General features: G+C 61.2%; 19 protein-coding genes. 11 read left to right on the top strand and 8 right to left on the bottom strand.

Annotation, left to right across the window (positions count from 1 at the left end; translation table 11 throughout):
- Positions 1 to 77: 77 nt before the first annotated feature.
- The 4 genes from L0U79_RS01545 (at position 78) to L0U79_RS01530 (ending at position 3,786) form a co-directional block, all read left to right on the top strand.
- The gene (locus L0U79_RS01545) at positions 78 to 863 is read left to right on the top strand and encodes a 3-hydroxybutyrate dehydrogenase (protein ID WP_233840132.1); all 786 of its coding nucleotides are present in this window, start codon (positions 78 to 80) and stop codon (positions 861 to 863) included.
- Positions 864 to 956: 93 nt separating this feature from the next.
- Complete coding sequence (locus tag L0U79_RS01540) at positions 957 to 1,706, top strand: acetoacetate decarboxylase (RefSeq protein ID WP_233840131.1); 750 nt, start codon at positions 957 to 959, stop codon at positions 1,704 to 1,706.
- A gap of 8 nt (positions 1,707 to 1,714) precedes the next feature.
- A complete protein-coding gene (locus L0U79_RS01535) occupies positions 1,715 to 2,905 on the top strand; it encodes a patatin-like phospholipase family protein (protein ID WP_233840130.1) in 1,191 nt (396 codons plus the stop codon).
- Between the two features lie 17 nt (positions 2,906 to 2,922).
- Complete coding sequence (locus L0U79_RS01530; RefSeq protein WP_233840129.1) at positions 2,923 to 3,786, top strand: NAD(P)-dependent oxidoreductase; 864 nt, start codon at positions 2,923 to 2,925, stop codon at positions 3,784 to 3,786.
- 57 nt (positions 3,787 to 3,843) lie between these two features.
- Here the strand turns inward: L0U79_RS01530 and L0U79_RS01525 are convergent, their stop codons facing one another.
- The 4 genes from L0U79_RS01525 to radC form a co-directional block, all read right to left on the bottom strand.
- Positions 3,844 to 4,614, bottom strand: a complete 771-nt coding sequence (locus tag L0U79_RS01525) for a hypothetical protein (RefSeq protein WP_233840128.1) — start codon at positions 4,612 to 4,614, stop codon at positions 3,844 to 3,846.
- A 151-nt stretch (positions 4,615 to 4,765) separates the two neighbouring features.
- The gene (locus L0U79_RS01520) at positions 4,766 to 5,464 is read right to left on the bottom strand and encodes an SPOR domain-containing protein (protein ID WP_233840127.1); all 699 of its coding nucleotides are present in this window, start codon (positions 5,462 to 5,464) and stop codon (positions 4,766 to 4,768) included.
- Positions 5,465 to 7,156 carry an arginine--tRNA ligase gene (gene argS, locus L0U79_RS01515; RefSeq protein WP_233840126.1) on the bottom strand — a complete coding sequence of 564 codons (1,692 nt, stop codon included), beginning with the start codon at positions 7,154 to 7,156 and terminating at the stop codon, positions 5,465 to 5,467.
- Between the two features lie 507 nt (positions 7,157 to 7,663).
- Positions 7,664 to 8,335: a DNA repair protein RadC gene (gene radC, locus L0U79_RS01510; protein WP_233840125.1), complete on the bottom strand. Its 672-nt coding sequence runs from the start codon at positions 8,333 to 8,335 to the stop codon at positions 7,664 to 7,666.
- A 100-nt stretch (positions 8,336 to 8,435) separates the two neighbouring features.
- Here radC and coaBC point away from each other — a divergent pair, with 100 nt between their 5' ends.
- From coaBC to L0U79_RS01495, 3 genes are read left to right on the top strand one after another with little or no spacing between them, the layout of a single operon-like run.
- A complete protein-coding gene (coaBC, locus tag L0U79_RS01505; protein ID WP_233840124.1) occupies positions 8,436 to 9,641 on the top strand; it encodes a bifunctional phosphopantothenoylcysteine decarboxylase/phosphopantothenate--cysteine ligase CoaBC in 1,206 nt (401 codons plus the stop codon).
- Complete coding sequence (gene dut / locus L0U79_RS01500; protein WP_233840123.1) at positions 9,638 to 10,093, top strand: dUTP diphosphatase; 456 nt, start codon at positions 9,638 to 9,640, stop codon at positions 10,091 to 10,093. Before coaBC ends, dut begins: the two co-directional genes overlap by 4 nt.
- Before the next feature lie 16 nt (positions 10,094 to 10,109).
- A complete protein-coding gene (locus tag L0U79_RS01495) occupies positions 10,110 to 12,419 on the top strand; it encodes a phosphomannomutase/phosphoglucomutase (protein WP_233840122.1) in 2,310 nt (769 codons plus the stop codon).
- A 108-nt stretch (positions 12,420 to 12,527) separates the two neighbouring features.
- Here L0U79_RS01495 and L0U79_RS01490 read toward each other — a convergent pair whose 3' ends face one another.
- Both L0U79_RS01490 and pyrE read right to left on the bottom strand, forming a co-directional pair.
- Entirely contained in the window at positions 12,528 to 13,169 is a 642-nt protein-coding gene (locus L0U79_RS01490) for a DUF4124 domain-containing protein (RefSeq protein WP_233840121.1), read from the bottom strand.
- A 104-nt stretch (positions 13,170 to 13,273) separates the two neighbouring features.
- Positions 13,274 to 13,921: an orotate phosphoribosyltransferase gene (gene pyrE / locus L0U79_RS01485; RefSeq protein ID WP_233840120.1), complete on the bottom strand. Its 648-nt coding sequence runs from the start codon at positions 13,919 to 13,921 to the stop codon at positions 13,274 to 13,276.
- Between the two features lie 94 nt (positions 13,922 to 14,015).
- Between pyrE and L0U79_RS01480 the strand changes: the two genes are divergently transcribed.
- The 3 genes from L0U79_RS01480 to L0U79_RS01470 all read left to right on the top strand — a co-directional run bounded on the left by L0U79_RS01480 (position 14,016) and on the right by L0U79_RS01470 (position 16,552).
- A complete protein-coding gene (locus tag L0U79_RS01480) occupies positions 14,016 to 14,786 on the top strand; it encodes an exodeoxyribonuclease III (protein ID WP_233840119.1) in 771 nt (256 codons plus the stop codon).
- Positions 14,776 to 16,080, top strand: coding sequence for an MFS transporter (locus L0U79_RS01475; RefSeq protein WP_233840118.1), 1,305 nt, complete (start codon positions 14,776 to 14,778; stop codon positions 16,078 to 16,080). The genes L0U79_RS01480 and L0U79_RS01475 overlap by 11 nt, the downstream gene beginning before the upstream one ends.
- 121 nt (positions 16,081 to 16,201) lie before the next feature.
- Positions 16,202 to 16,552, top strand: coding sequence for a hypothetical protein (locus tag L0U79_RS01470; protein ID WP_233840117.1), 351 nt, complete (start codon positions 16,202 to 16,204; stop codon positions 16,550 to 16,552).
- Here the strand turns inward: L0U79_RS01470 and L0U79_RS01465 are convergent.
- Together L0U79_RS01465 and L0U79_RS01460 are read right to left on the bottom strand one after the other, a co-directional pair.
- Complete coding sequence (locus L0U79_RS01465; RefSeq protein WP_233840116.1) at positions 16,525 to 17,670, bottom strand: anhydro-N-acetylmuramic acid kinase; 1,146 nt, start codon at positions 17,668 to 17,670, stop codon at positions 16,525 to 16,527. The two genes, L0U79_RS01470 and L0U79_RS01465, sit on opposite strands and share 28 nt — an antisense overlap.
- Positions 17,663 to 19,114 (bottom strand): M23 family metallopeptidase, encoded by a 1,452-nt coding sequence (locus tag L0U79_RS01460; protein ID WP_233840115.1) that lies wholly within the window; start codon positions 19,112 to 19,114, stop codon positions 17,663 to 17,665. The genes L0U79_RS01465 and L0U79_RS01460 overlap by 8 nt, the downstream gene beginning before the upstream one ends.
- Before the next feature lie 215 nt (positions 19,115 to 19,329).
- On the opposite strand from L0U79_RS01460, the gene tyrS reads away from it, so the two are divergent.
- On the top strand, positions 19,330 to 20,541 hold the full coding sequence (tyrS, locus tag L0U79_RS01455; RefSeq protein WP_233840114.1) for a tyrosine--tRNA ligase: 1,212 nt from the start codon (positions 19,330 to 19,332) through the stop codon (positions 20,539 to 20,541).
- Positions 20,542 to 20,859 lie beyond the last annotated feature (318 nt).

Raw genomic sequence — 20,859 nt, 5'->3', positions numbered from 1 at the left:
GACCGCGCGTCGAAACAGGCTGTGGCGAACCGATGTGCTGCCCCGGCGTTCCCCTTACCCCATCGCAGGAGTGGCACATGGCAAGTCTCGACGGCAAGGTTGCACTGATCACAGGCGCGGCAAGCGGCCTGGGTAAAGCTATCGCGGAGCTTTACGCAAAGAACGGCGCGGCGGTGGCGATCGCCGATATCAATCAGCAGGCCGCCGACGCTGCCGCGGCGGAAATCAACGCCGCCGGCGGCAAAGCCATCGGCATCGAGATGGATGTCACCAACGAAGACGCCGTGAACGCCGGCACCGACAAAGTCGCGGCGGCTTTCGGCGGCGTGGACATTTTGATCTCCAACGCCGGCGTGCAGATCATCAATCCGATCGATCAATTCGCCTTCGCCGATTGGAAAAAGATGCTGGCGATCCATCTGGATGGCGGCTTTCTCACCACCAAGGCTGCGCTCAAGTACATGTACAAAGACAACCGTGGCGGCACGGTGATTTACATGGGTTCGGTGCATTCGCACGAAGCGTCCAAGTTGAAATCGGCCTACGTTACGGCGAAACACGGTCTGCTCGGTTTGGCGCGCACGCTGGCGAAAGAAGGCGCGGCGCATAACGTGCGTTCGCATGTGATCTGCCCCGGTTTCGTGCGTACGCCGCTGGTGGAAAAACAGATTCCCGAGCAAGCCAAGGAGCTTGGCATCAGCGAAGCGGACGTTATCAAGAACGTGATGCTGAAAGACACGGTCGACGGCGTGTTCACTACGGTGGAAGACATCGCGCAGACGGCGCTGTTCCTCGCCGCGTTCCCGAGTGCGGCGTTGACCGGTCAAAGCGTCGTCGTCAGCCACGGCTGGTACATGCAGTAAATCCTCGCGCGCTCCCTCTTTGCAAACGCGAGAGGGAGCGGATGACGATGTGCCGTATTCGGTGTCACGCAGAACTTTCAAAAGGACGCGTCCATGAACATCGCTGACGTCAAGGCGAACGCTTTCGCCATGCCGCTGACGAGCCCCGCGTTTCCCAAGGGGCCGTATCGTTTCGTCAATCGGGAATTTCTGGTTATCACCTATCGTACGGATATGGACGCCTTGCGCGCCGTCGTGCCCGAACCGCTCGAAGTCACCGAGCCGCTGGTGAAGTACGAATTCATTCGCATGCCCGACTCGACCGGTTTCGGCGATTACACCGAATCGGGCCAGGTGATTCCGGTTACGTTTCGCGGCGAGCCTGGCGGCTACGTGCATGCGATGTATCTCAACGATCACCCGCCGATTGCCGGCGGACGCGAGCTGTGGGGTTTTCCCAAAAAACTTGCGACGCCGATTCTGGAAACGGAAATCGATACGCTGGTGGGCACGCTCGACTACGGCAAAGTGCGCGTCGCCAAAGCAACTATGGGCTTCAAGCATCGCGAAGCGGATCGCCAGGCGATACTCGCGGGTCTGGCGGCGCCCAGTTATCTGTTGAAGATCATTCCGCACGTCGACGGCACGCCGCGCATCTGCGAGCTGGTGCGTTACTACACGACGCATGTCACGCTGAAGGGCGCATGGACCGGGCCGGCATCGCTGGAGCTGCATCCGCACGCGCTGGCGCCGGTCGCCGATTTGCCGGTGTTGAAAGTGGAATCGGCGCTGCACTACATCACCGATCTCACGCTCGATCTGGGCACGGTGGTTTACGACTATCTCGACGAGAAGAACGACTAGGAGCCGCTATGGCTGCGAACAAATCATCGGCCCACGCTGCGCAACATCCGGTGCAAAGCGCTTACAAAATCACCGCGCTCGTGTTGCAAGGCGGTGGCGCGCTCGGCGCGTATCAGGCCGGCGTGTACGAAGCGCTGGCGGAAGCCGGATTGCATCCGAACTGGATCGCCGGCATTTCGATTGGTGCGTTGAACGCAGCTATCATCGCGGGCAATGCGCCCGAACATCGCGTCGAACGACTGACCGAGTTTTGGGAAACCATCTGCAAATCGGCCATGTGGCCGGGTCGTCCCGGTTTTGCGTGGCCCGACGGCATGGCGTTGCCGCAGATCTTTCGCGACGGCATGAACACGCTGGCGGCATGGCGCGCGATGACGGAAGGGCAGTGGGGATTTTTCCAGCCGCGCATGCCGCCGCCGATTCTGCAATGGCATGGCACGCCCGATACCGCGAGCTGGTACGACACCGCGCCGTTGCGCGAAACCTTGATGCGCCTGGCCGATTTCGACCGCATCAATCATCCCAGTTGCGTGCGCGTATCGGTCGGCGCGGTAAATGTGCGCACCGGCAATTTTGCGTATTTCGACAATCGCAGCGACACGTTGCGCCCGGAGCATTTCATGGCGTCCGGCGCGTTGCCGCCCGGCTTTCCCGCCGTCGAGATCGATGGCGAGTACTACTGGGATGGCGGCATGGTGTCCAATACGCCGCTGTACAAAGTGCTGAGCGAGCGCCCGCATCATGATTCGCTGATATTCCAGGTCGATCTATGGAGCGCCGTCGGTGCGCTGCCGCGCGACATGGGCACGGTGGCCGAACGCGCGAAAGACATTCAATACTCAAGCCGCACGCGCCTGGTCACCGAATACATGCATCAAACGCGCGAACAGCAACGCTTGCTGCACGAGCTGATGGCGCTGGTGCCGGAAGACAAACGCGATAATCCGGCGTTTCATCGCGCCGAGCGTTATGCCAACGGGGCGCTTACCAACTTGATCCATCTCATTTATCGTGACAAGCCCTACGAAGGGCATTACAAAGATTACGAATTCAGCGCGGAAACCATGCACGAGCATTGGCAAAGCGGATTGACCGACATGCGTCATACGCTAAGCCGCCCGCACTGGCTCGATCCACCGACACCGGACAAACCGTTCGTGACGCACGACGTGCATCGTGTGCTCAGCACGGAATCCTGATTTTTGAAGGACCCAGCATGACACTCAAGGCAGCATTCATCGGCCTCGGCGCCATGGGCGAACCCATGGCGGGACATTTGAAGCAACACGGTTTGCTGCATGCCGTCGCGAACCGCACCCATGCCAAAGCCGAAGCTGTCGCTCGCACGCTTGGCGTCGACGCGCCGGCGACGCTAGCTGAGCTTGCTGCGCAATGCGATGTGATCGCGCTGTGCGTCACCGCCGATGCGGATGTGCTGAGCACGGTCGATGCGCTTGCGCCGCATCTGAAACCCGCTGCGATCGTGATCGATCATTCCACCGTCGCTCCCGATACCGCTAAACAGGCGGCTGCACGACTTCAAAAGGTCGGCGCATATTTTCTCGATGCGCCTGTTTCGGGCGGCGTGGAAGGCGCGAAGAACGGCAAGCTTTCCGTGATGGTGGGCGGCGATGCCACCGTGCTCGAACGCGCGCGTCCGGTGTTGGAAGCGTATGCGTTGCGCATCACGCATCTGGGCGACGTCGGTGCGGGGCAGGCGACCAAGGCGGTGAATCAGGTGCTGGTCGCGGGCATCGCGCAGGCGGTGTGCGAAGGTCTTGCGCTGGGCGAAGCGCTCGGTCTCGATCCGGAACGTCTTATTCCAACCTTGAGCGCTGGCGCCGCTGGAAATTGGTTTCTGGAAAAACGCGGCGCGACCATGTTAAACAATCAGTTCAGCGTCGGCTTCAAGCTGGCGCTGTTGCATAAAGATCTAGGCATCGTGCGCGGCATCGCCGAAGGCGTCGGCACCGATCGCACGGTGATCGAACGTTCGCTCGCCGATTACGCCGAGCTGATGCGCCAAGGGCATGGTGATGACGACATCTCCGGGTTGATTCGCCTCAAGCGCAAACATTGAAACCCACGAAACGAGAAACAGGCGGCCATGATGAGCCGCCTGTTTTCGTTGCGATCGTCACTTCTCGGGTGCGGTGTAAGTCAGATCCGCGTTGTAGCTGTCGACATGCGCGGTCACTTCCTTGATGTCGTCGTTGATCGCCTTGCGAATCGCCGTTGCTTCGGTTTTTCCGTACACGCCTTCGATCATTTTCCAAACGTCCGGATCAGGATCGGCGCCGAATTCCGCCCAGCTCTTGGACGTCGATATCAAGATGAAGTCCGGTGCGCCGTCACCGGCATCGATGACGCGCGCCATCTGAAAGTAATACGGCCATTTCGATTTATCGGCGGCTGCGGCGATTTTTTTCGCATTCGCAGCGAACGACTCAGACGCTTCGTGACCGGGTCTGAGCCGGAAGAACGTCACTTCCATCAGCTTGGGCGGCGGGTCTGCGACGTTGGCGACATGACTCATATCGGGCGAAGTCTGCAGGAACGCGCTCGTTTCGCTTTTCAGGTGCGGATTCACGTCCGAGCGCAACGTCGCATCGCAGGCTTTGCCTGCCGCATCCATATCGTCGAAGCCGCTCCACGGCATTGGGGCGGACGTATACGAATAGCTGTATGTATCACCCGTTTCGTGCGACCACGCGGTCCAGGTGTATTTGAAACCGTGTTTTTGCAGGCATTGGTTGAAGCTTTTGACGCCCGCTTCGTAAGCCTGCTGATCTGCCGGTGCGACGATATCGTTGTAAACGCGTGCGACCTTCGTGGCCGGTTTATCCGCCGCCTGTGCGGCTGAGCCCAAAATCAGGGCCAGCGCGAGCCATGCCGTGACGTTCTTCATAAGAACCTCTCTTGAGGGCAATACCCTAGGAGTGAGTGGGTTCCCCTGGTGCTTCCGACACGGGCGGCTCGCGCATTATGCGCGCAATGGGGGCGATGGGAATTCCATCGCCTAAAAAACCAAGGGCGCCTCAGGCGCCCTTCGCTTTTGATCAGGTGCCCGCTTTCAGTGCGATCGCGGGGAAGCCGGCCGATGAGAGCCGCTGCTTGGTCGACTCCAGATCGGTGGCCGAATGGAACGGCCCCAGGCGCACGCGGTGGTAGGTCTGGCCGCCGACGCTGACCGATTGCACGTTGGCGACAAAGCCTTGCAGCGCGAGCTTGGCCTTGAGCGTTTCCGCATCCGACGCGCTCGGGAACGCGCCGACCTGCAACAGATAGCCGGTCTGCGCCGGGCCTGCGGCGGGCGGTGGCGCCACGGCCGACGGCGGCGCGGCGGTGATGTTCTGCGTTTCGGCACGCGGTGCGTTCGCCGGCAACGGTGGCGCGGGCTGCGCCGCTTGCTGCTTCTGTTGCGCGGACTGCTGTTGTTCCGCCTTGGCCTGCGCGTTGATTTCCGAATCCGGAATGCGCACTTCCTTCTCCGACAGCACGGAGTAGAAGTCGTACTGCGGTTTCTTCGGCGCGGTGTTGGTGGTGGCCGGCGCAAGGCCTTCGTCGCTGCCCGGTTGCGGGGTGGCTGCGGGGTTGGGTTGCGGACCCTTGGGGGCCATCGGCACGAGCGAATGGCGCATCAGCACCACCACCACCAGCGCGCCGATCATGATGCCGACGAGGATGCCGGCCCAGGCTGGAAACCCGCCGCTTTTGTTGCGAACGGCCTGCCGGCCTTTGCCTTTGCGTGTCGCCATTTACATCTTCTCCGGGGCGCTGAGTCCCAGTAAATCCAAACCGTTTCGTATCACCTGACGCGTGACGAGGGCGAGCGTGATGCGTGCATGGCGCAGCTCGGCATCGTCCACGATCCATTTGTGCTCGTGATAGTAGCTGTGAAGCGCGCCGGCCAGTTCGCGCAGATATTGCGCGATCAGGTGCGGTTCCAGATTGCTGGCCGCGGCCTCGACCACTTCGGGGTAGCGCGAGAGTTCCGTGAGCAGAATCTGCTCGGGCTCCGAATCGAGCCGGGTCATCTGCACGATGCCCTTCTGCGTGTCGACTGGCGGCAGACCGCGCTCGGCCAATTCTTCCAGGACGCGGCACACACGCGCATGAGCGTACTGAATGTAATAGACCGGGTTGTCGTTGCTTTGTGAGCGGGCGAGGTCGATGTCGAACACCAGTTGCGAGTCGGCTTTGCGCGCGATCAGGAAGTAGCGCGTGGCGTCGCGGCCGGCTTCGTCGATCAGATCGCGCAAGGTGAGGTAGCTGCCCGCGCGTTTGGAGAGCTTTACCTCTTCGCCGCCGCGCATCACCGTCACCATCTGGTACAGCACGTAGTTCGGATAGCCCTTGGGGATGCCCACGTCCAACGCTTGCAGGCCGGCTTTTACGCGCGCCAGCGAGCCGTGGTGGTCGGAGCCGAGCACGGTCACGGCATCGACATAGCCGCGCTGCCACTTGCTTAGGTGATAGGCGACGTCCGGCACGAAATACGTGTAGGTGCCGTCGGACTTGCGCATCACGCGGTCCTTGTCGTCGCCGAAATCGGTGGAGCGCAACCAGAGCGCGCCGCCTTCCTCGTAGGTGTGACCGTGGGCGACGAGTTCGCGTACGGTCTCTTCAACCTTGTGGTCGCCGTAGAGCGAGGATTCGAGGTAGTACACGTCGAAGCCGACGCCGAAAGCTTTGAGGTCGAGGTCCTGCTCGCGGCGCAAATAGGCCACGGCGAAATGGCGGATGGCTTCCAGGTCGTCGACGTTCTTCGCGCCGGTCACCACGTGACCTTCGACTTCCACGCTGTCGCCGTTCAAGTAGGCCTGCGCCACGTCGGCGATGTAGTCGCCGCGATAGCCGTCTTCCGGCCAGCCGGCGTCATTCGGCGTGATGCCGCGCGCCCGGGCCTGCGTCGAGATCGCCAGGTTGTGGATCTGCACGCCGGCGTCGTTGTAGTAGAACTCGCGCTTCACGTTCCAACCGGTGGCGCCGAGCAAACGCGCGATGCAATCGCCCAGCACAGCGTTGCGGCCGTGACCCACATGCAGCGGGCCGGTCGGGTTGGCCGAGACGAATTCCACGCCAGCCGTCACGCCGTTGCCGCTGGCGTTGCGGCCGTAGGCTTCGCCATCCGACAAAATCCGGCCGGCTTCAGCGTGGTAGGCCGCCGGCGCCAGGAAGAAATTGATGAACCCGGGGCCGGCGATTTCCACCTTGGCCACCAACGCATTGGCGGGCAGGGCGGCGACCAGCTTTTCGGCCAGGTCGCGTGGCTTGGCGCGCGCCGGCTTGGCCATCAGCATCGCCGCGTTGGTGGCGAAATCGCCATGTTCGCGGCTACGCGCCCGCTCCATCACGAAGCTCGGCAGTTCCATGTCGGCGGGCAGGACGCCCTCGCCCTGAAGGGTCCGGATCGCCTGGAGGACCAGTTCGCGCAGCGCTTGTTTCACAGGAGGGGTTCAATCGGGATGGAACCGCGCATCGTAACAGACAGTCGCGTCCGAGCCGTGTTTTCCAGGCGCGCTATCGATGTCGTCGATCGGCGCCTCAGGGGGCTGCTGCGGTGCAGTGGATCGAGCTGTGGATAAGTCTGTGGGGAAAGTAAAGGGGGGAAAGGCGGCGCAGCGTAAAAAGCTGGCGGAAATCACTTTGTCATGCAGCTAACCGTTTTAAATCAATTATTTAAAATGTGAAGTTGATGTGCTTTTCAGCGATATGCCCCTAAGTGGCCTTTGGGGCGCTGTGTGCATAAGTCTTGCCAGCGGCGCTCAACCTCGATTTGTGACCGAGGTGGCCAACGATGTCATACGCGCGTCATGACGCATCGCGACAATAATCAGGTATCCCCGACGTCTCCCCCGTTGGATCGATACGGGACTGCCGCATCCCTCTATACCCTCCCCTCATGCGGCTCCCGGCGCGTCCTCCCGGTCGCGCCGTTTTTTTATCTGGACCCTTCAGAGCAAGCCGCGCGCCGCCATCGACACCGGTTCGGCGTGACCGATCACCAGGTGATCCAGCACCCGCACGCCGACCAGTCGCAGCGCCTGGCCCAGTTCACGAGTGATCGCCTGGTCGGCCGAACTGGGCTCCGCCACGCCACTGGGATGGTTATGGGCAAAAATTACCGCAGCGGCGTTGTGCTTCAGGCAGGCGCGCACCACCTCGCGCGGATGGACGCTGGCGCCGTCCACCGTTCCTCGAAATAACTCTTCGAACGCCAACACTCGGTTTCGATTGTCCAGATAAAGACAGGCGAACACTTCATACGGGAGATGACGCAGCCGAGCGCTGAGGTAATCGCCGCTTTCAGTCGGATTGCTCAGCGACGGCCGATCGGCAAGTTGCTCGCCCAAGCTGCGGCGCGCCAATTCGAGCGCCGCCACGATGCGTGCCCTCTTGGCCGGCCCCAAGCCGACGGCGCGGATATCCCGATCCTGACGACCGAGCAGCGCGTTGAGGCTGCCGGCCTGGATCAGCAGTTCGCGCCCGAGCGCGATGGCGTCTTTGCCGCGCACGCCGCTGCCGAGCAACACGGCCAGCAGCTCCGCGTCGGAGAGCGCGCCGCTGCCATGGGCAAGCAATTTTTCTCGGGGTCGTTCGCCTTCCGGCCATTCTCGAATGCTCATGTGACCAGCATCCCGTTCCAAGGGTCTGCCCGGACAGCAGTTGGCGTACATGAATCCGGTAAGCTACTCATCTGTTTACACGTCGGACCTCGCTTACGTCATGAGTCTTGCCCAACGCCGGATTGTGCTGGGAGTGTCGGGCGGCATCGCCGCCTACAAGTCGTGCGAGCTGGTGCGCAGACTGCGTGACCTGGGCGCGCTGGTGCGGGTGGTGATGACCGAGAACGCCACGCGTTTTGTCACCCCGACCACGTTTCAGGCCCTGTCCGGCGAACCGGTGCGCGTGAGCTTGTGGGACGAATCGGCAGAGGCGGCGATGGGACACATCGAGCTCGCGCGTTGGGCCGAGCGCGTGTTGATCGCGCCGGCGAGCGCCGATGTGATGGCGCGTCTCGCGCACGGTCATGCCGACGATTTGCTGACCACGTTGTGCCTCGCGACGGCGGCGCCTGTCTATCTTGCCCCGGCGATGAATCAGCAGATGTGGGCGCACGCAGCCGTGCAGGCGAACCTCGCCACATTGCGCGCGCGCGGCGTGCAGATCCTGGGACCGGCAGCAGGCGATCAAGCGTGTGGCGAAGTCGGTTCCGGTCGCATGCTGGAACCGCATGAATTGCGCGCGGCGATCGTCGCCTCGTTCGGCAGTCAGGTTTTGCTCGGCAAAAAAGTCGTCGTTAGTGCAGGCCCGACGTACGAAGACATCGATCCGGTGCGCTTTATTGGCAACCGCAGCTCCGGACGCATGGGTTTTGCCGTCGCCGAAGCGGCGGCGCAAGCAGGCGCGCAAGTGATCTTGGTGGCGGGACCGGTCACCCTCGCTACGCCGCAAGGCATCGCCAAGCGCGTCGACGTGCGCAGCGCCGCACAGATGCATGCGGCGGTGACTGACGCAGCAGCCGGCGCCGATATCTACATCGGTTCGGCGGCGGTGGGCGATTACCGTCCGAACGCGGCGGCAGCGCACAAACTCAAGAAACACGATGGCGCCGATCTCACGCTGCAGCTGGCGGAAAATCCGGACATTCTGGCCAGCCTCTCGGCCAAACCGTCGCATCCGTTCCTGGTGGGTTTTGCCGCCGAAACGCAGAACGTGGAGACCTATGCGCGCGACAAACTGCAACGCAAAGGCTTGGACATGATCGCCGCCAATCAGGTTGGCGAAGGTCTTGGCTTCGAAACCGCCGACAACGCCATCACGCTGTACTGGGCCGACGGCGCGTTGGAATTGCCGCGCACGGATAAGACCGCGTTGGCGCGTCAGCTGATCGAGTGCATCGCCAGCCGTTACAAGACGGTGCGCGGATGATCGACGTCGAACTGAAGATTCTCGATCCGCGCCTGGGCGACAGCATTCCGCTGCCCCAAGCCGCAACAGCTGGCAGCGCGGGCATGGATTTGCGCGCCGCCGTGCAAGAGCCACTCACGTTGGCGCCGGGCGAAAGCGCTTTGGTGCCCAGCGGTATGGCCATCCATATCGGCGATCCGGGCTGGTGCGCGTTGATCGTGCCGCGCTCGGGGCTCGGCCATAAGCACGGGCTGGTCATGGGCAATCTGGTCGGGGTGATCGATGCCGACTATCAGGGCCCGCTGATGATCTCCTGCTGGAATCGCGGCACGCAGCCGTACACCATTGCCGTCGGCGAGCGCGTCGCGCAGTTGTTGCTGGTGCCGGTGGGGCAGGCGCGGTTGCGGGTTGTCGACGATTTCGTGCCTTCGGAACGGGGTGAGGGCGGTTTCGGTTCCACGGGAAAACACTAATTCGGGGAAATGGGGCATGGCGAAGAGCGTGCACGTCCAATGGGGGCGACTGCTGATACTGGCTTGCGGCACCCTGTTGCTGGCTGCTGCCGCATTTTGCGCATGGCAGACATGGTTGATCGCCGATCAGGGCAGCGCTGTGGAACGGTTGCATACGGCGCAAGACCAAGCCGTGCAGACGCTTGCCGCCGAAATCGCCAAAGAGCGCGATCAGGTGAACCAGGCGGTTAGCGGCATCGATGCCAGCGGACTGCCGCAGACGTCCCCGCAGGTGTTGGCGACGCTGAAGCAACGATTGCCGCAAGCCCAGAACATCGAGCTTTACACCGGCGGGTTGGATGAAGTGCTGCACGCCAACTACCGCGAATTCGGTTATGCGAAGGCGGCGCAATTGATGTCCGCACCGGACGCCGAAGGTGCGCTTCCTTTTGAAGAAGAGCTCAAGGGTGTGGGCGATCGTCGCCTGACCGTGGTGGCGCCGCTGGGTTCGCGGCAGAAGCCGCTTGCCTGGGCGTGGATCGAGTTGCCCTTCGCGCCTATCGCGCAACGCTTCAACGAACTGTCGGTCAGCGATGGGCGGCTGCTGTTTTATCAAAGCAGCGATCGTGGCGGGAACCTTCAGTTGATGTCGCAAGGCAGTTCGAGCGCGGTGGATGCCGAACCGACGGGCAAACCCGTCGCCGGCACCAATTTCAACATCACGGCGGTCTTGCCGGGCGCGTACATCGTGCTTCCGCCCATCTGGCCGTTCGTGGCTTTGATAACGCTGGTCTGCCTGGGTGGCGGTATCGGCCTGTTCTGGTTGTTTATGCGCCTGTCCAAACCTGGCGCAGAACCTGTTGAGGAAAAAACGTTGTCGGATTTAGCACAGTCCCAGCCCGCCCCTGAGCCGGTGAAACCGGCGGCTCGTCCGGCGGCGGTAGCCATATCCAAGCCCGAGCCAGTCACGGTCGATCCGGCGATTTTTCGCGCGTACGACATACGCGGCGTCGTGGGTAAGAGCCTGACGCCGGAGTTTGCCAAGCTGCTCGGGCAGTCGATCGGCACCGTGATGCGCGAGAAAGGGTTGCGCGAAATGGTCGTTGGGCGCGATGGCCGCCTGTCCGGTCCTGAATTGGCGGGTGCGCTGGCCGATGGCCTGCGTGTCGCCGGTATCGATGTGATCGACATCGGCGCTGTGCCGACTCCTGTTGTGTATTACGCGGCGTACCGTTTCAACACCGGTTGCGGCGTCGCGGTAACCGGCAGCCACAACCCGCCGGACTACAACGGCTTCAAGATCGTCGTGGGTGGCGAAACGCTGTCGGAGGGCGCGATCCAGGATCTCTACAAGCGCATCGTCAGCGGTGAACTCGAATCCGATGGCGGCGGCAGCTTCCGCTCGATCGATGTAGTGCCCGACTACATCGAGCGCATTACATCGGATGTACAAACCGAGCGTCGCCTGAAGATCGTCGTCGACTGCGGCAACGGCATTCCCGGCGCGGTGGCGCCACAGGTGCTGGAAGGCATCGGCTGCGATGTGATTCCGTTGTATTGCGATGTGGACGGCAATTTCCCCAATCACCATCCCGATCCGTCCGATCCGCACAATCTGGAAGATCTGATTCTCTCCGTGAAGCAGACGGGCGCGGATCTCGGCGTCGCCTTCGACGGCGATGGCGATCGTCTGGGCGTGGTCACGCGCAGCGGCGAAATCATCTTCCCCGATCGCACGCTCATGTTGTTCGCGCGCGATGTGCTTTCGCGTCAGCCGGGTGCGACGATCATCTACGACGTCAAATGCACCGGCCATCTGAAAGGCCAGATTCTCGACGCCGGCGGCAGTCCGCTGATGTGGCGCACCGGTCACTCGCTGATCAAGGCCAAGATGCGCGAGACCGGCGCCGAGTTGGCGGGCGAGATGAGCGGCCACTTCTTCTTCAAAGAACGCTGGTACGGCTTTGACGATGGCATTTATGCCGGCGCGCGCCTGTTGGAAATTTTGGCGGGCGATTTGGAAGACCGCACGCCGGAAGAGATCTTCGACACCTGCCCGAAAGGCGTTTCCACGCCCGAACTCAAGGTGGAAATGGCCGAAGGCGAGCACTATCGCTTTATCGAAAAATTCCGCGAGACCGCGCGGTTCGACGATGCCACGCTGGTCACCATCGATGGCGTGCGCGCCGATTGGCCGGACGGCTGGGGTCTCGTGCGTCCGTCCAACACCACGCCGATCCTGGTGCTGCGCTTCGATGCGGACAACGAGGAAGCGCTCGCGCGCATCAAGCAAACGTTCCGTAAGCAGTTGCTGGCGGTCGACCCCAGCTTGAAGTTGCCGTTCTAAGCAGAGCGAACAACGAAACGAAGCGCTCGACGTAGGCCGAACGCTTCGAATTCGAAAGCGACGATGCAGTGCCGCGCGTTACGCGCGGCACCGTCGATCCCAAGGCGATCAATACCCGCGATTGTCCTTTTCGGACGCTTTCAATTCGCGGAAATGCTGCAGCTCCTGCGCTTGCTGCTGCACCAATTCATCGCGATGCGTCTTTTGATGCTCAAGCAAGGCGCGCTCGTTCGCGACCACGTTACGCTGCGTAGCGATCTGGTCGGTTAGATATTTCGGAACCGGCTTCTTCGCGCGTTCTTCGTCGGCGGCGCGGTTGAGCAAATCAGTCAGCGCGGCGTCCTGGCTGTGCAGGTTGACGCGCGTGGTGTTCATCTGCGAATCCAGATTTTCCAAGACTTGCTGCTGCTCGATTTTGAGCGAGTCTTCGTCGGGATAGGTATTGAGAAGCTCGATGTCGTGGCGCTTCTTTTCCTCGATCGCGTGCTGCCGGGCGGCTTCGTCGGCGGCTTGCTTGTCGGCAGCGGCGCGTTCCGTCGGCGACAACTGGCGTTGCACATGCGACACGACCATGCCATTGGCATTGATGACGTCGTAGCCGTATTTCACGGCGTCCTGAGTCAAACTGTCGCTAAAGTGCGGCAAGCCGCTACCGTCCACCCAGCGGTAATGCATGGCGCTCGGGGTGGTTTGAGCCGTCACCAGACCCGCAAGACTCAACGACAAAATACTGAACACGATTCGACGCATGACTCCCTCCTCGGTTCAGTATAGCCGCGGGTTTCCAAAGACTGGCTTACAAGAACGCGCCCGCGTGACTGAATTCACGACTGCGACAGCACTCAGAGGCACGCTCAATGGCTAACGCCGTAGCGCTCTCGATAGGCCAGCATGCGCTGATGCTCCGCGGCCAGGTCCGGGCGCTCGCCGGCATACGCCAGCACATCGCCGAAACTGGTGATGGCGACGACCGGGATGCCGTAGTCGCGGTTTACTTCCTGCGCCGCCGACAATTCGCTCTGACCGCGCTCCTGGCGGTCGAGGGCGATCAACACGCCTGCCGCGGTGGCGCCGTGCGCCTGGATCAATGCGAGGGACTCGCGCACGGCGGTACCGGCGGTCATCACATCGTCCACGATCAGCACGCGGCCTTTGAGCGGGGCGCCGACCAGCACGCCGCCTTCGCCGTGATCCTTCGCTTCTTTGCGGTTATAGGCCCACGGCAAATCACGATCGTGCTGCTCGGCGAGCGCGATGGCGGTGGCGGCCGCAAGCGCGATGCCTTTGTAAGCGGGGCCGAACAACATGTCGACCTCTAGACCGGAATTCACCACAGCCGCCGCATACGCGCGCCCGAGCCGCGCAAGCGCCGCGCCGGAATCGATGCGCCCCATGTTGAAGAAATAAGGACTGATGCGACCCGACTTGAGCGTGAATTCGCCAAAGCGCAGGACGTCGCGTTGCAGGGTGAGTTCGATGAAGTCGCGCTGATAGTCGTGCATGACCGGATCTGCAAGGGACAAGATGGGCCATGGTACCGCGTCCCTCGCTTCTTGCTCACCGTTGTTATCATGGTCCATCCCACAAGGAACGCCCATGCGCATCATCAGCCTGAACGCCAACGGCATCCGCTCCGCCGCGAACAAAGGGGTTTTCGATTGGTTGCGCAAGCAGCGCGCCGACGTGGTCTGCCTGCAAGAGACCAAGGCGCAGGAAGATCAGCTGGCCGATCCCATGTTTCGTCCCGATGGTCACCACTGTTTTTATCGCGACGCCAGCAGCAAGAAGGGCTACAGCGGCGTGGCGATTTACGCCAAGCAAGAACCGGACAAAGTGCTGACCGAATTGGGCTGGGATGAGTTCGACAATGAAGGCCGCTACGTCGAAGCGCGTTTCGGCAATCTCAGTGTGGTGTCGTTGTACGTGCCGTCCGGTTCCTCCGGCGAGGAACGCCAGGCCTTCAAGTTCAAGGCGATGGAGTGGCTGACGCCGATCTTCAACAAGTGGCTGAAAAGCGGCCGCGACTACGTGATCTGCGGCGATTGGAACATCGTGCGCAGCGAGTTGGACATCAAGAACTGGCGCTCCAACCAAAAGAATTCCGGTTGTCTGCCGGAAGAGCGCGACTGGCTCAACGACATGATCGACAAGCGCGGCTGGGTGGACAGTTTCCGCGCCATCAAGCCGGAGGCGGTGGAATACACCTGGTGGTCCAATCGCGGAAACGCGCGCGAGAACAATGTGGGGTGGCGTATCGATTATCAGATCGTGACGCCGTCGCTGGGCAAGCGCTTGAAGCATTGCTCGATCTATCGCGACGAACGCTTCTCCGATCACGCGCCTTACACGGTCGACTATGCCGACTGAGGTACGCGTTCCGGCAACCGGCAAATCGTCCATCTGGCAGGCGTTCTCACAGCCTTCCGCATGGACGATGTGTCTGTTGGGATTTTCCTCGGGCCTGCCGTTTTTGTTGGTGTCCTACACCTTGTCGTTTTGGTTGAAGCAAAACGACATCGTGCTGAAGGACATCACGATGATCGCCAGCGCCGGCATGACGTACGCGTTCAAGTTCGTGTGGGCGCCACTGCTGGATCATGGGCGCCTGCCGTTGTTCATGCGTCTGGGGCGCCGTCGCGGATGGTTGCTGTTTGCGCAGCTCGGCGTGTTGGTCGGACTGATCGGCATGGCGATAGTTACGCCACGCCAGCTGTCGACGTTCGTGATGGTGACGCTGTGGGTGGCGTTTATGGGCGCCACGCAAGACATCGCCATCGATGCGTATCGCATCGAAATTGCGCCGCCTTCTGCGCAGGGCGCCTTGGTCGCCACGTATTCGCTGGGTTATCGACTGGGCTTACTCGTATCTGGCGCCTTGGCGCTGATCATGGCCGATCACATCCGCTGGTCGCAGATTTATGTGTTGATGGCCGTGGCGATGATTATTCCTATGATCACCACGTTGAAGATGCGCGAACCGGATGTGCTGCGTTTGTCGGCATCGTCGTGGCGGGAGGCGATGCGTGAAAGCGTGATCGATCCGTTCACCGATTTTTTTCGTCGGTACGGTTGGGCCATCGCTTTGCTCACCTTGCTGTTCATCCTGATCTTCAAGATCCCCGAGCAAGCCATCATCGGCGGCATCATGGGGCCGTTCTATCGCGACATGGGTTTCAGCAATACGGAAATCGGCGCGGTCACTAAGATTTACGGCATCTGGATCGGCATTATCGGCGCGTTCGCCGGCGGCGCGGCGGTGGCGCGCTGGGGCGCATGGCGATCACTGGGTGTATGCATCGTGCTCGGTGCGATCAGCAACTTGCTGTACTTGTTGCTGCTTGCTCATCCCGGGCATTTGTCGATGCTGACCCTGGCGATTTCCGGGCAAAATTTCTTTGAAGCCATGCTCGGTCCGCCGACCGTGGCGTTTCTCTCGCTGCTGGTCAATCGCCAACACACCGCTACGCAATATGCGTTGTTGAGTTCACTGGTGAACGTGTCGGGCAAAGTGCTCGGTTTTTTTGCGGGCGGCATCGTGATGGCGCTTGGCTACGGTGGATATTTCGTGATTACGGTTTTCTCAGTGCTGCCTGCGATGCTGCTTTTCGTGGCTTTGTGGCGACGTTTCAGCAACGAATCACCGACATCGTCAGCGTCTTGATCTCGGCTTTTTTTGTCGACGCAAACGCGTTCACACCCCGAGTGCGAACTGATCCACGGAACGCAACGATGACGATTGTCAGCGGCGCCACGGTTGGCGAGGATTCGCTCACAGGGGCTACGTGGCACGGAGCGAACGCCATATGCCGGATATCGTCATTCGTCACATCGATCGACTCATGGCCGAGCGCATCAAGTCGTTGGCCAAAGAACGTCAATGGTCGATCAACGACGTCGTGCTGCAGGCGCTGCGGTACGGTTTGGGCGTGACCGAAGCCGGTGGCGTTCAGGCCGAAAGCGAAGTCGAGGCGCTCGATCTTGCTTCAGAAGGCGGGCATTGGGATGCCAGCGAACGCGCTGCGTTTCAGGAGGCCATGCAAGCGCTCTCCGTGGCGCGTGCGGAGCAACTTGCTCCAGCCAACAAGTCCGGCGAACTGCGGGCTGATCAATCTTCCGCGCGCGGCGCGGGATAGAGCGCGCCGAGTACGCGATATCCCTTCGCGCCCGTGACGGCCGGCAAATTGCCTGGCAACCCAAGCAAGCGCTGTCGCGCAAGCCACGCAAACGCGGTGGCTTCTAAATGGTCAGGATCGACGCCGTAACTGGCCGTGCTGCGCACGTCGCGCGCATGCATCAGCGCCTGCAAGCGCCTAACCAACACAGGGTTATGTACGCCGCCGCCGCAGAGAAGAACGTCGGCCGCGTCGTTGGCATGCGTGTGGATCGCCTCGGCGATGCTGCGCGCCGTCAACTCCAGCAAAGTGGCTTGTACATCGGCGGTCGACGCCAGTGCCGATGGCAATCGCGCATCCAGCCAGCCAAGATGGAAATGTTCGCGCCCCGTGCTCTTGGGTGGCGGCAGCGCGAAGTAGGCGTCGCTCAGCAACGTGGCGAGTAGTGCGTCGTTGACGCGACCGCTAGCCGCAAACGCACCGTCGCGATCGAACGCTTCGCCGCGATGACGAAGACACCATGCATCCATCAAGCCGTTCGCGGGGCCGGTGTCGAATCCGAAAACCTGCCCGTTCGCCGATAGCACCGTGATATTGGCGATGCCACCAAGATTGAGCACCACGCGTGTTTGACCGGGCGCATGCAGCAGCATCGCGTGCACGGCAGGCAGTAGCGGCGCGCCTTGCCCACCGGCGGCGACATCGGCGCTGCGGAAATCCGCAACGACATCGATGCCCGTGTTCTCCGCAATCACGCTCGCGTTACCGATTTGCAGCGTGAACGGATGTTCCCCGAACGGGCGATGGCGAATCGTTTGACCGTGAGAGCCCACAGCGCTAACCGACGAAGCAGACGCACCGCTTTGCGCGAGCAGCGCATGGACAGCGTGGGCGAACGTTTGACCGACGGCGGTATCTAGGCGCCCGTAAGCGTCGAGATCAAGCTTCTCTTCGTCTTGCGCCACACGCAGGATCTGCCTGCGCAACGCTTCTGGCCATGCGTGCGTCAACGCGTGGACCAATTGCGGTTTGTCTTGTTCGAACCGCACCAGCGCGGCGTCGATGCCGTCTGCGCTGGTGCCGGAAATCAGGCCGATATAAAGCGCCGAAGCGTCATCCGCACGCCGCTGTTCAGTCATCGCTGCGCTTGGTGGACTGGGCGCGCGCGAGCTTGTAGTTGCTATCGATTTCCGCGATGCGCGCCAACTGCGGGTTCACCACCGAGTTCTTGAACAACGCCATCTGCGCGCCGGGCAGAGGCTCCGGTTTGGGCAGCGTGACGGTTTGCGGATTACGCTGCACGCCGTCGACGCGGAATTCGTAATGCAGGTGGGGGCCGGTAGCCAATCCCGTCATGCCGACATAACCGATGACATCGCCCTGATGCACGTGTTGGCCCACGCGTTCCGTGGCGAAACGCGACATATGGCCATACGCCGTGCTGATTTGCGAGTTGTGCTGGATGATCACGAAATTGCCGTAACCGTTCATCCAGCCGCGGAATTTGATGACGCCATCGCCCGCGGCATGAATCGGAGTGCCGGTGGGCGCCGCATAGTCGACGCCTTTGTGTGCGCGCATCAAACCGAGAATCGGATGCATGCGCGCAGCGCTGAACGGCGACGAGATGCGCGTGAAATCGACCGGAATGCGCAAGAAGGATTTTTGGATCGGACGACCATCTTCGCTGAACCAGCCGATGCTGCCGTCCGCGCGCTTGAAGCGATATGCCGTGTAACGATGACCTTGGTTGACGAATTCGGCAGCGACGATATCGCCTTCGTGCAAATAGCCGCCGTCGCGATACACCGTGTCGTAGATCACCGTGAAGCTGTCGCCTTCGCGCAGGTCCTGCACGAAGTCGATGTCGTATTTGAACAAGTCGGCGAGCTTGATCACCATCGCGTTGCTCAGGCCCGCTTTGTTGGCGGCGGCGAAGAGCGAATCGTCGATCACGCCATGCGCGATTTGTTCGCGCGTTTCCACCGAGCGCGCGACGGTGCTCATGCTCGGCGCAGCGTTATCGAGGCGAATGATGGCGCGCGTGGATTCGTCTTTGTCGAAGCGAATGCCTTCGAGACTTCCATTGCGACCGATCAGAAAATCGAACTCCTGACCGGGATGAATATGATGCAGCGCTGCCTTGGCATCGCCCGCATTGTCGACCACGTGTTGCACGTCGGTAAGGCTCAATCCTTGATCTTGGAAAATATCGGAGAGCGTTTGACCGGGACGTACTTGCACCACGCGCCAATCTTCCACTGCAGGCGCCTTGAGCGTGGGGGCTTCGATCTTCGGCAATGCAAGCGGTAACAAGGTGTGCGCTTCGGGTTGCACGGCGACGGGCTTCATCGCCGTGGCCCATGCGGGAATCAGAAAACCGGAAAGCACGGTGATCAGCAACGCCGTGGCGGCGAGCATCCAACGTTCGCGATACCAATGCATCGGCGGCTGCTCGCCACCCGTCGCACGATTGAACGACCAGTGGGCGCAGCGTTGATAGAAGTGCGAGTGTCGGCGTTGTGCCTTACGGCGGATGGCCAGTTTGCGTGCGATGCGCGGGTCTTGCTTATTCTGGGCCATCGCTAAAAAGCCTTCTTCTTATTATTCATTACGAACCGCGCCCCCCGCGGTACAAAGTATCAATTGCCGCGTACCATAACGACCTTGTGCAAAGTGCGTCAATGCCTTTTCGATCAAGGGTTTGCGCGAGATTTTCAGTTAACGCACAATTAACGCCATTCACGGCGGTCATCACTTTATTGGCTGCCTAGGCAATCACATTCGAAGAGGATCACATGAACGAGCTTGAGCAGGCGTTAGCCACCATTGCGCGCGGCGCCGACGAAATCATCAAGCAAGAAGAGTTGGCCGAGCGGCTCAAACTCGGACGACCGCTGCGCATCAAGGCGGGCTTCGACCCCACCGCGCCGGATCTGCATGTGGGCCACACCGTACTGCTCAACAAGATGCGCCAGTTCCAGGGTCTGGGGCATACCGTGATCTTCTTGATCGGCGATTTCACCGGCATGATCGGCGATCCCACGGGCAAGAACGTCACGCGCAAGCCGTTGAGCCGCGAGGATGTGCTGGCGAACGCCGAAACGTACGCCGAGCAAGTTTTCAAGGTGCTGGATCGCGAAAAGACCGAATTGCGCTTCAATTCCGAGTGGTTCGGCAAAATGACCGCGGCCGATATGATCAAGCTCGCCGCGCAGCACACAGTCGCGCGCATGCTCGAGCGCGACGATTTCGCCAAGCGCTACGCCTCGCAGCAGCCGATCGCGATCCACGAGTTCTTATATCCGCTCGTGCAGGGCTACGACTCCGTCGCGCTCAGGTGCGATGTGGAGCTGGGCGGCACCGATCAGAAGTTCAACCTGCTGATGGGTCGCGCCTTGCAGGAGCATCACGGCCAACCGCCGCAGATCGTGCTGACCATGCCGCTGCTCGAAGGCCTCGATGGCGTCAACAAGATGTCCAAGTCGCTGGGCAACTACATCGGCATCAACGAGCCGGCTATCGACATTGTCACCAAGACGCTGAAGATCGGCGACGAACTGATGTGGCGCTGGTTCGAATTGTTGAGCTTCGATGTATCGCTGGACGAACTCGCGCAGATGAAACGCGATGTGGCGAGCGGCGCGCTCAATCCGCGCGACGCCAAGCTGCGTCTTGCGCGAGAGCTTGCTACGCGTTTCCACGACGCGGCGGCGGCGGAGCAGGCCATTGCAGGTTGGCACGCGGTTGTGCGCGGCGAAGGCGATACGAGTTTGCTGCCGCTCACCGAAATTGCAGTGCCTGCGGAAGGACTGCGTCTGCCAGCGTTGCTCACGGCGGCGGGACTCACGTCCAGCAATTCGGAAGCGAATCGCAAACTCAAGGAACGCGCTGTGCGCATCGACGCCGAAGTTGTGGAAGATGCGCAGCGCATTTTCTCGCCGGGTTTCGAAGCAGTGCTGCAAGTGGGCAAGCGCAACTTCGCGCGTGTGTTGTTGACGAGCGCATAAGTCGCACGCGATTGCGCTGTCGCTACATCGTTGTCGCGACAGCGCAAAACGCTTCGCTGCGAAAAAATTTTCAGAAAGCGCTTGCCAAAACGGTAGGCACTCCCTAGTATTCGCCACCCCGCCGCTGCTCCCCTTTTGCACGGCAATTTCCCGAAGCAAAATTCATCGCTGAGGGTGTTGACGGAAGCACGAAGGGATGTAGAATGGGCGGCTCACCCGGGACGAAACGTCGACGGGGCGACTGAAGAAACGGTCGCAAGTGATTGATCTTTGACAGTGTGCGCAGGTGACTTGTGTGGGCGCCTTGCGGTGGACGGC

This window comes from Dyella sp. 2HG41-7 (assembly GCF_021390675.1).
In the GTDB taxonomy this organism is placed as follows: domain Bacteria; phylum Pseudomonadota; class Gammaproteobacteria; order Xanthomonadales; family Rhodanobacteraceae; genus Dyella_B.
The sequence above is the reverse complement of the archived record's forward strand: the minus strand, read 5'-3'. Positions and strand labels throughout refer to the sequence as shown.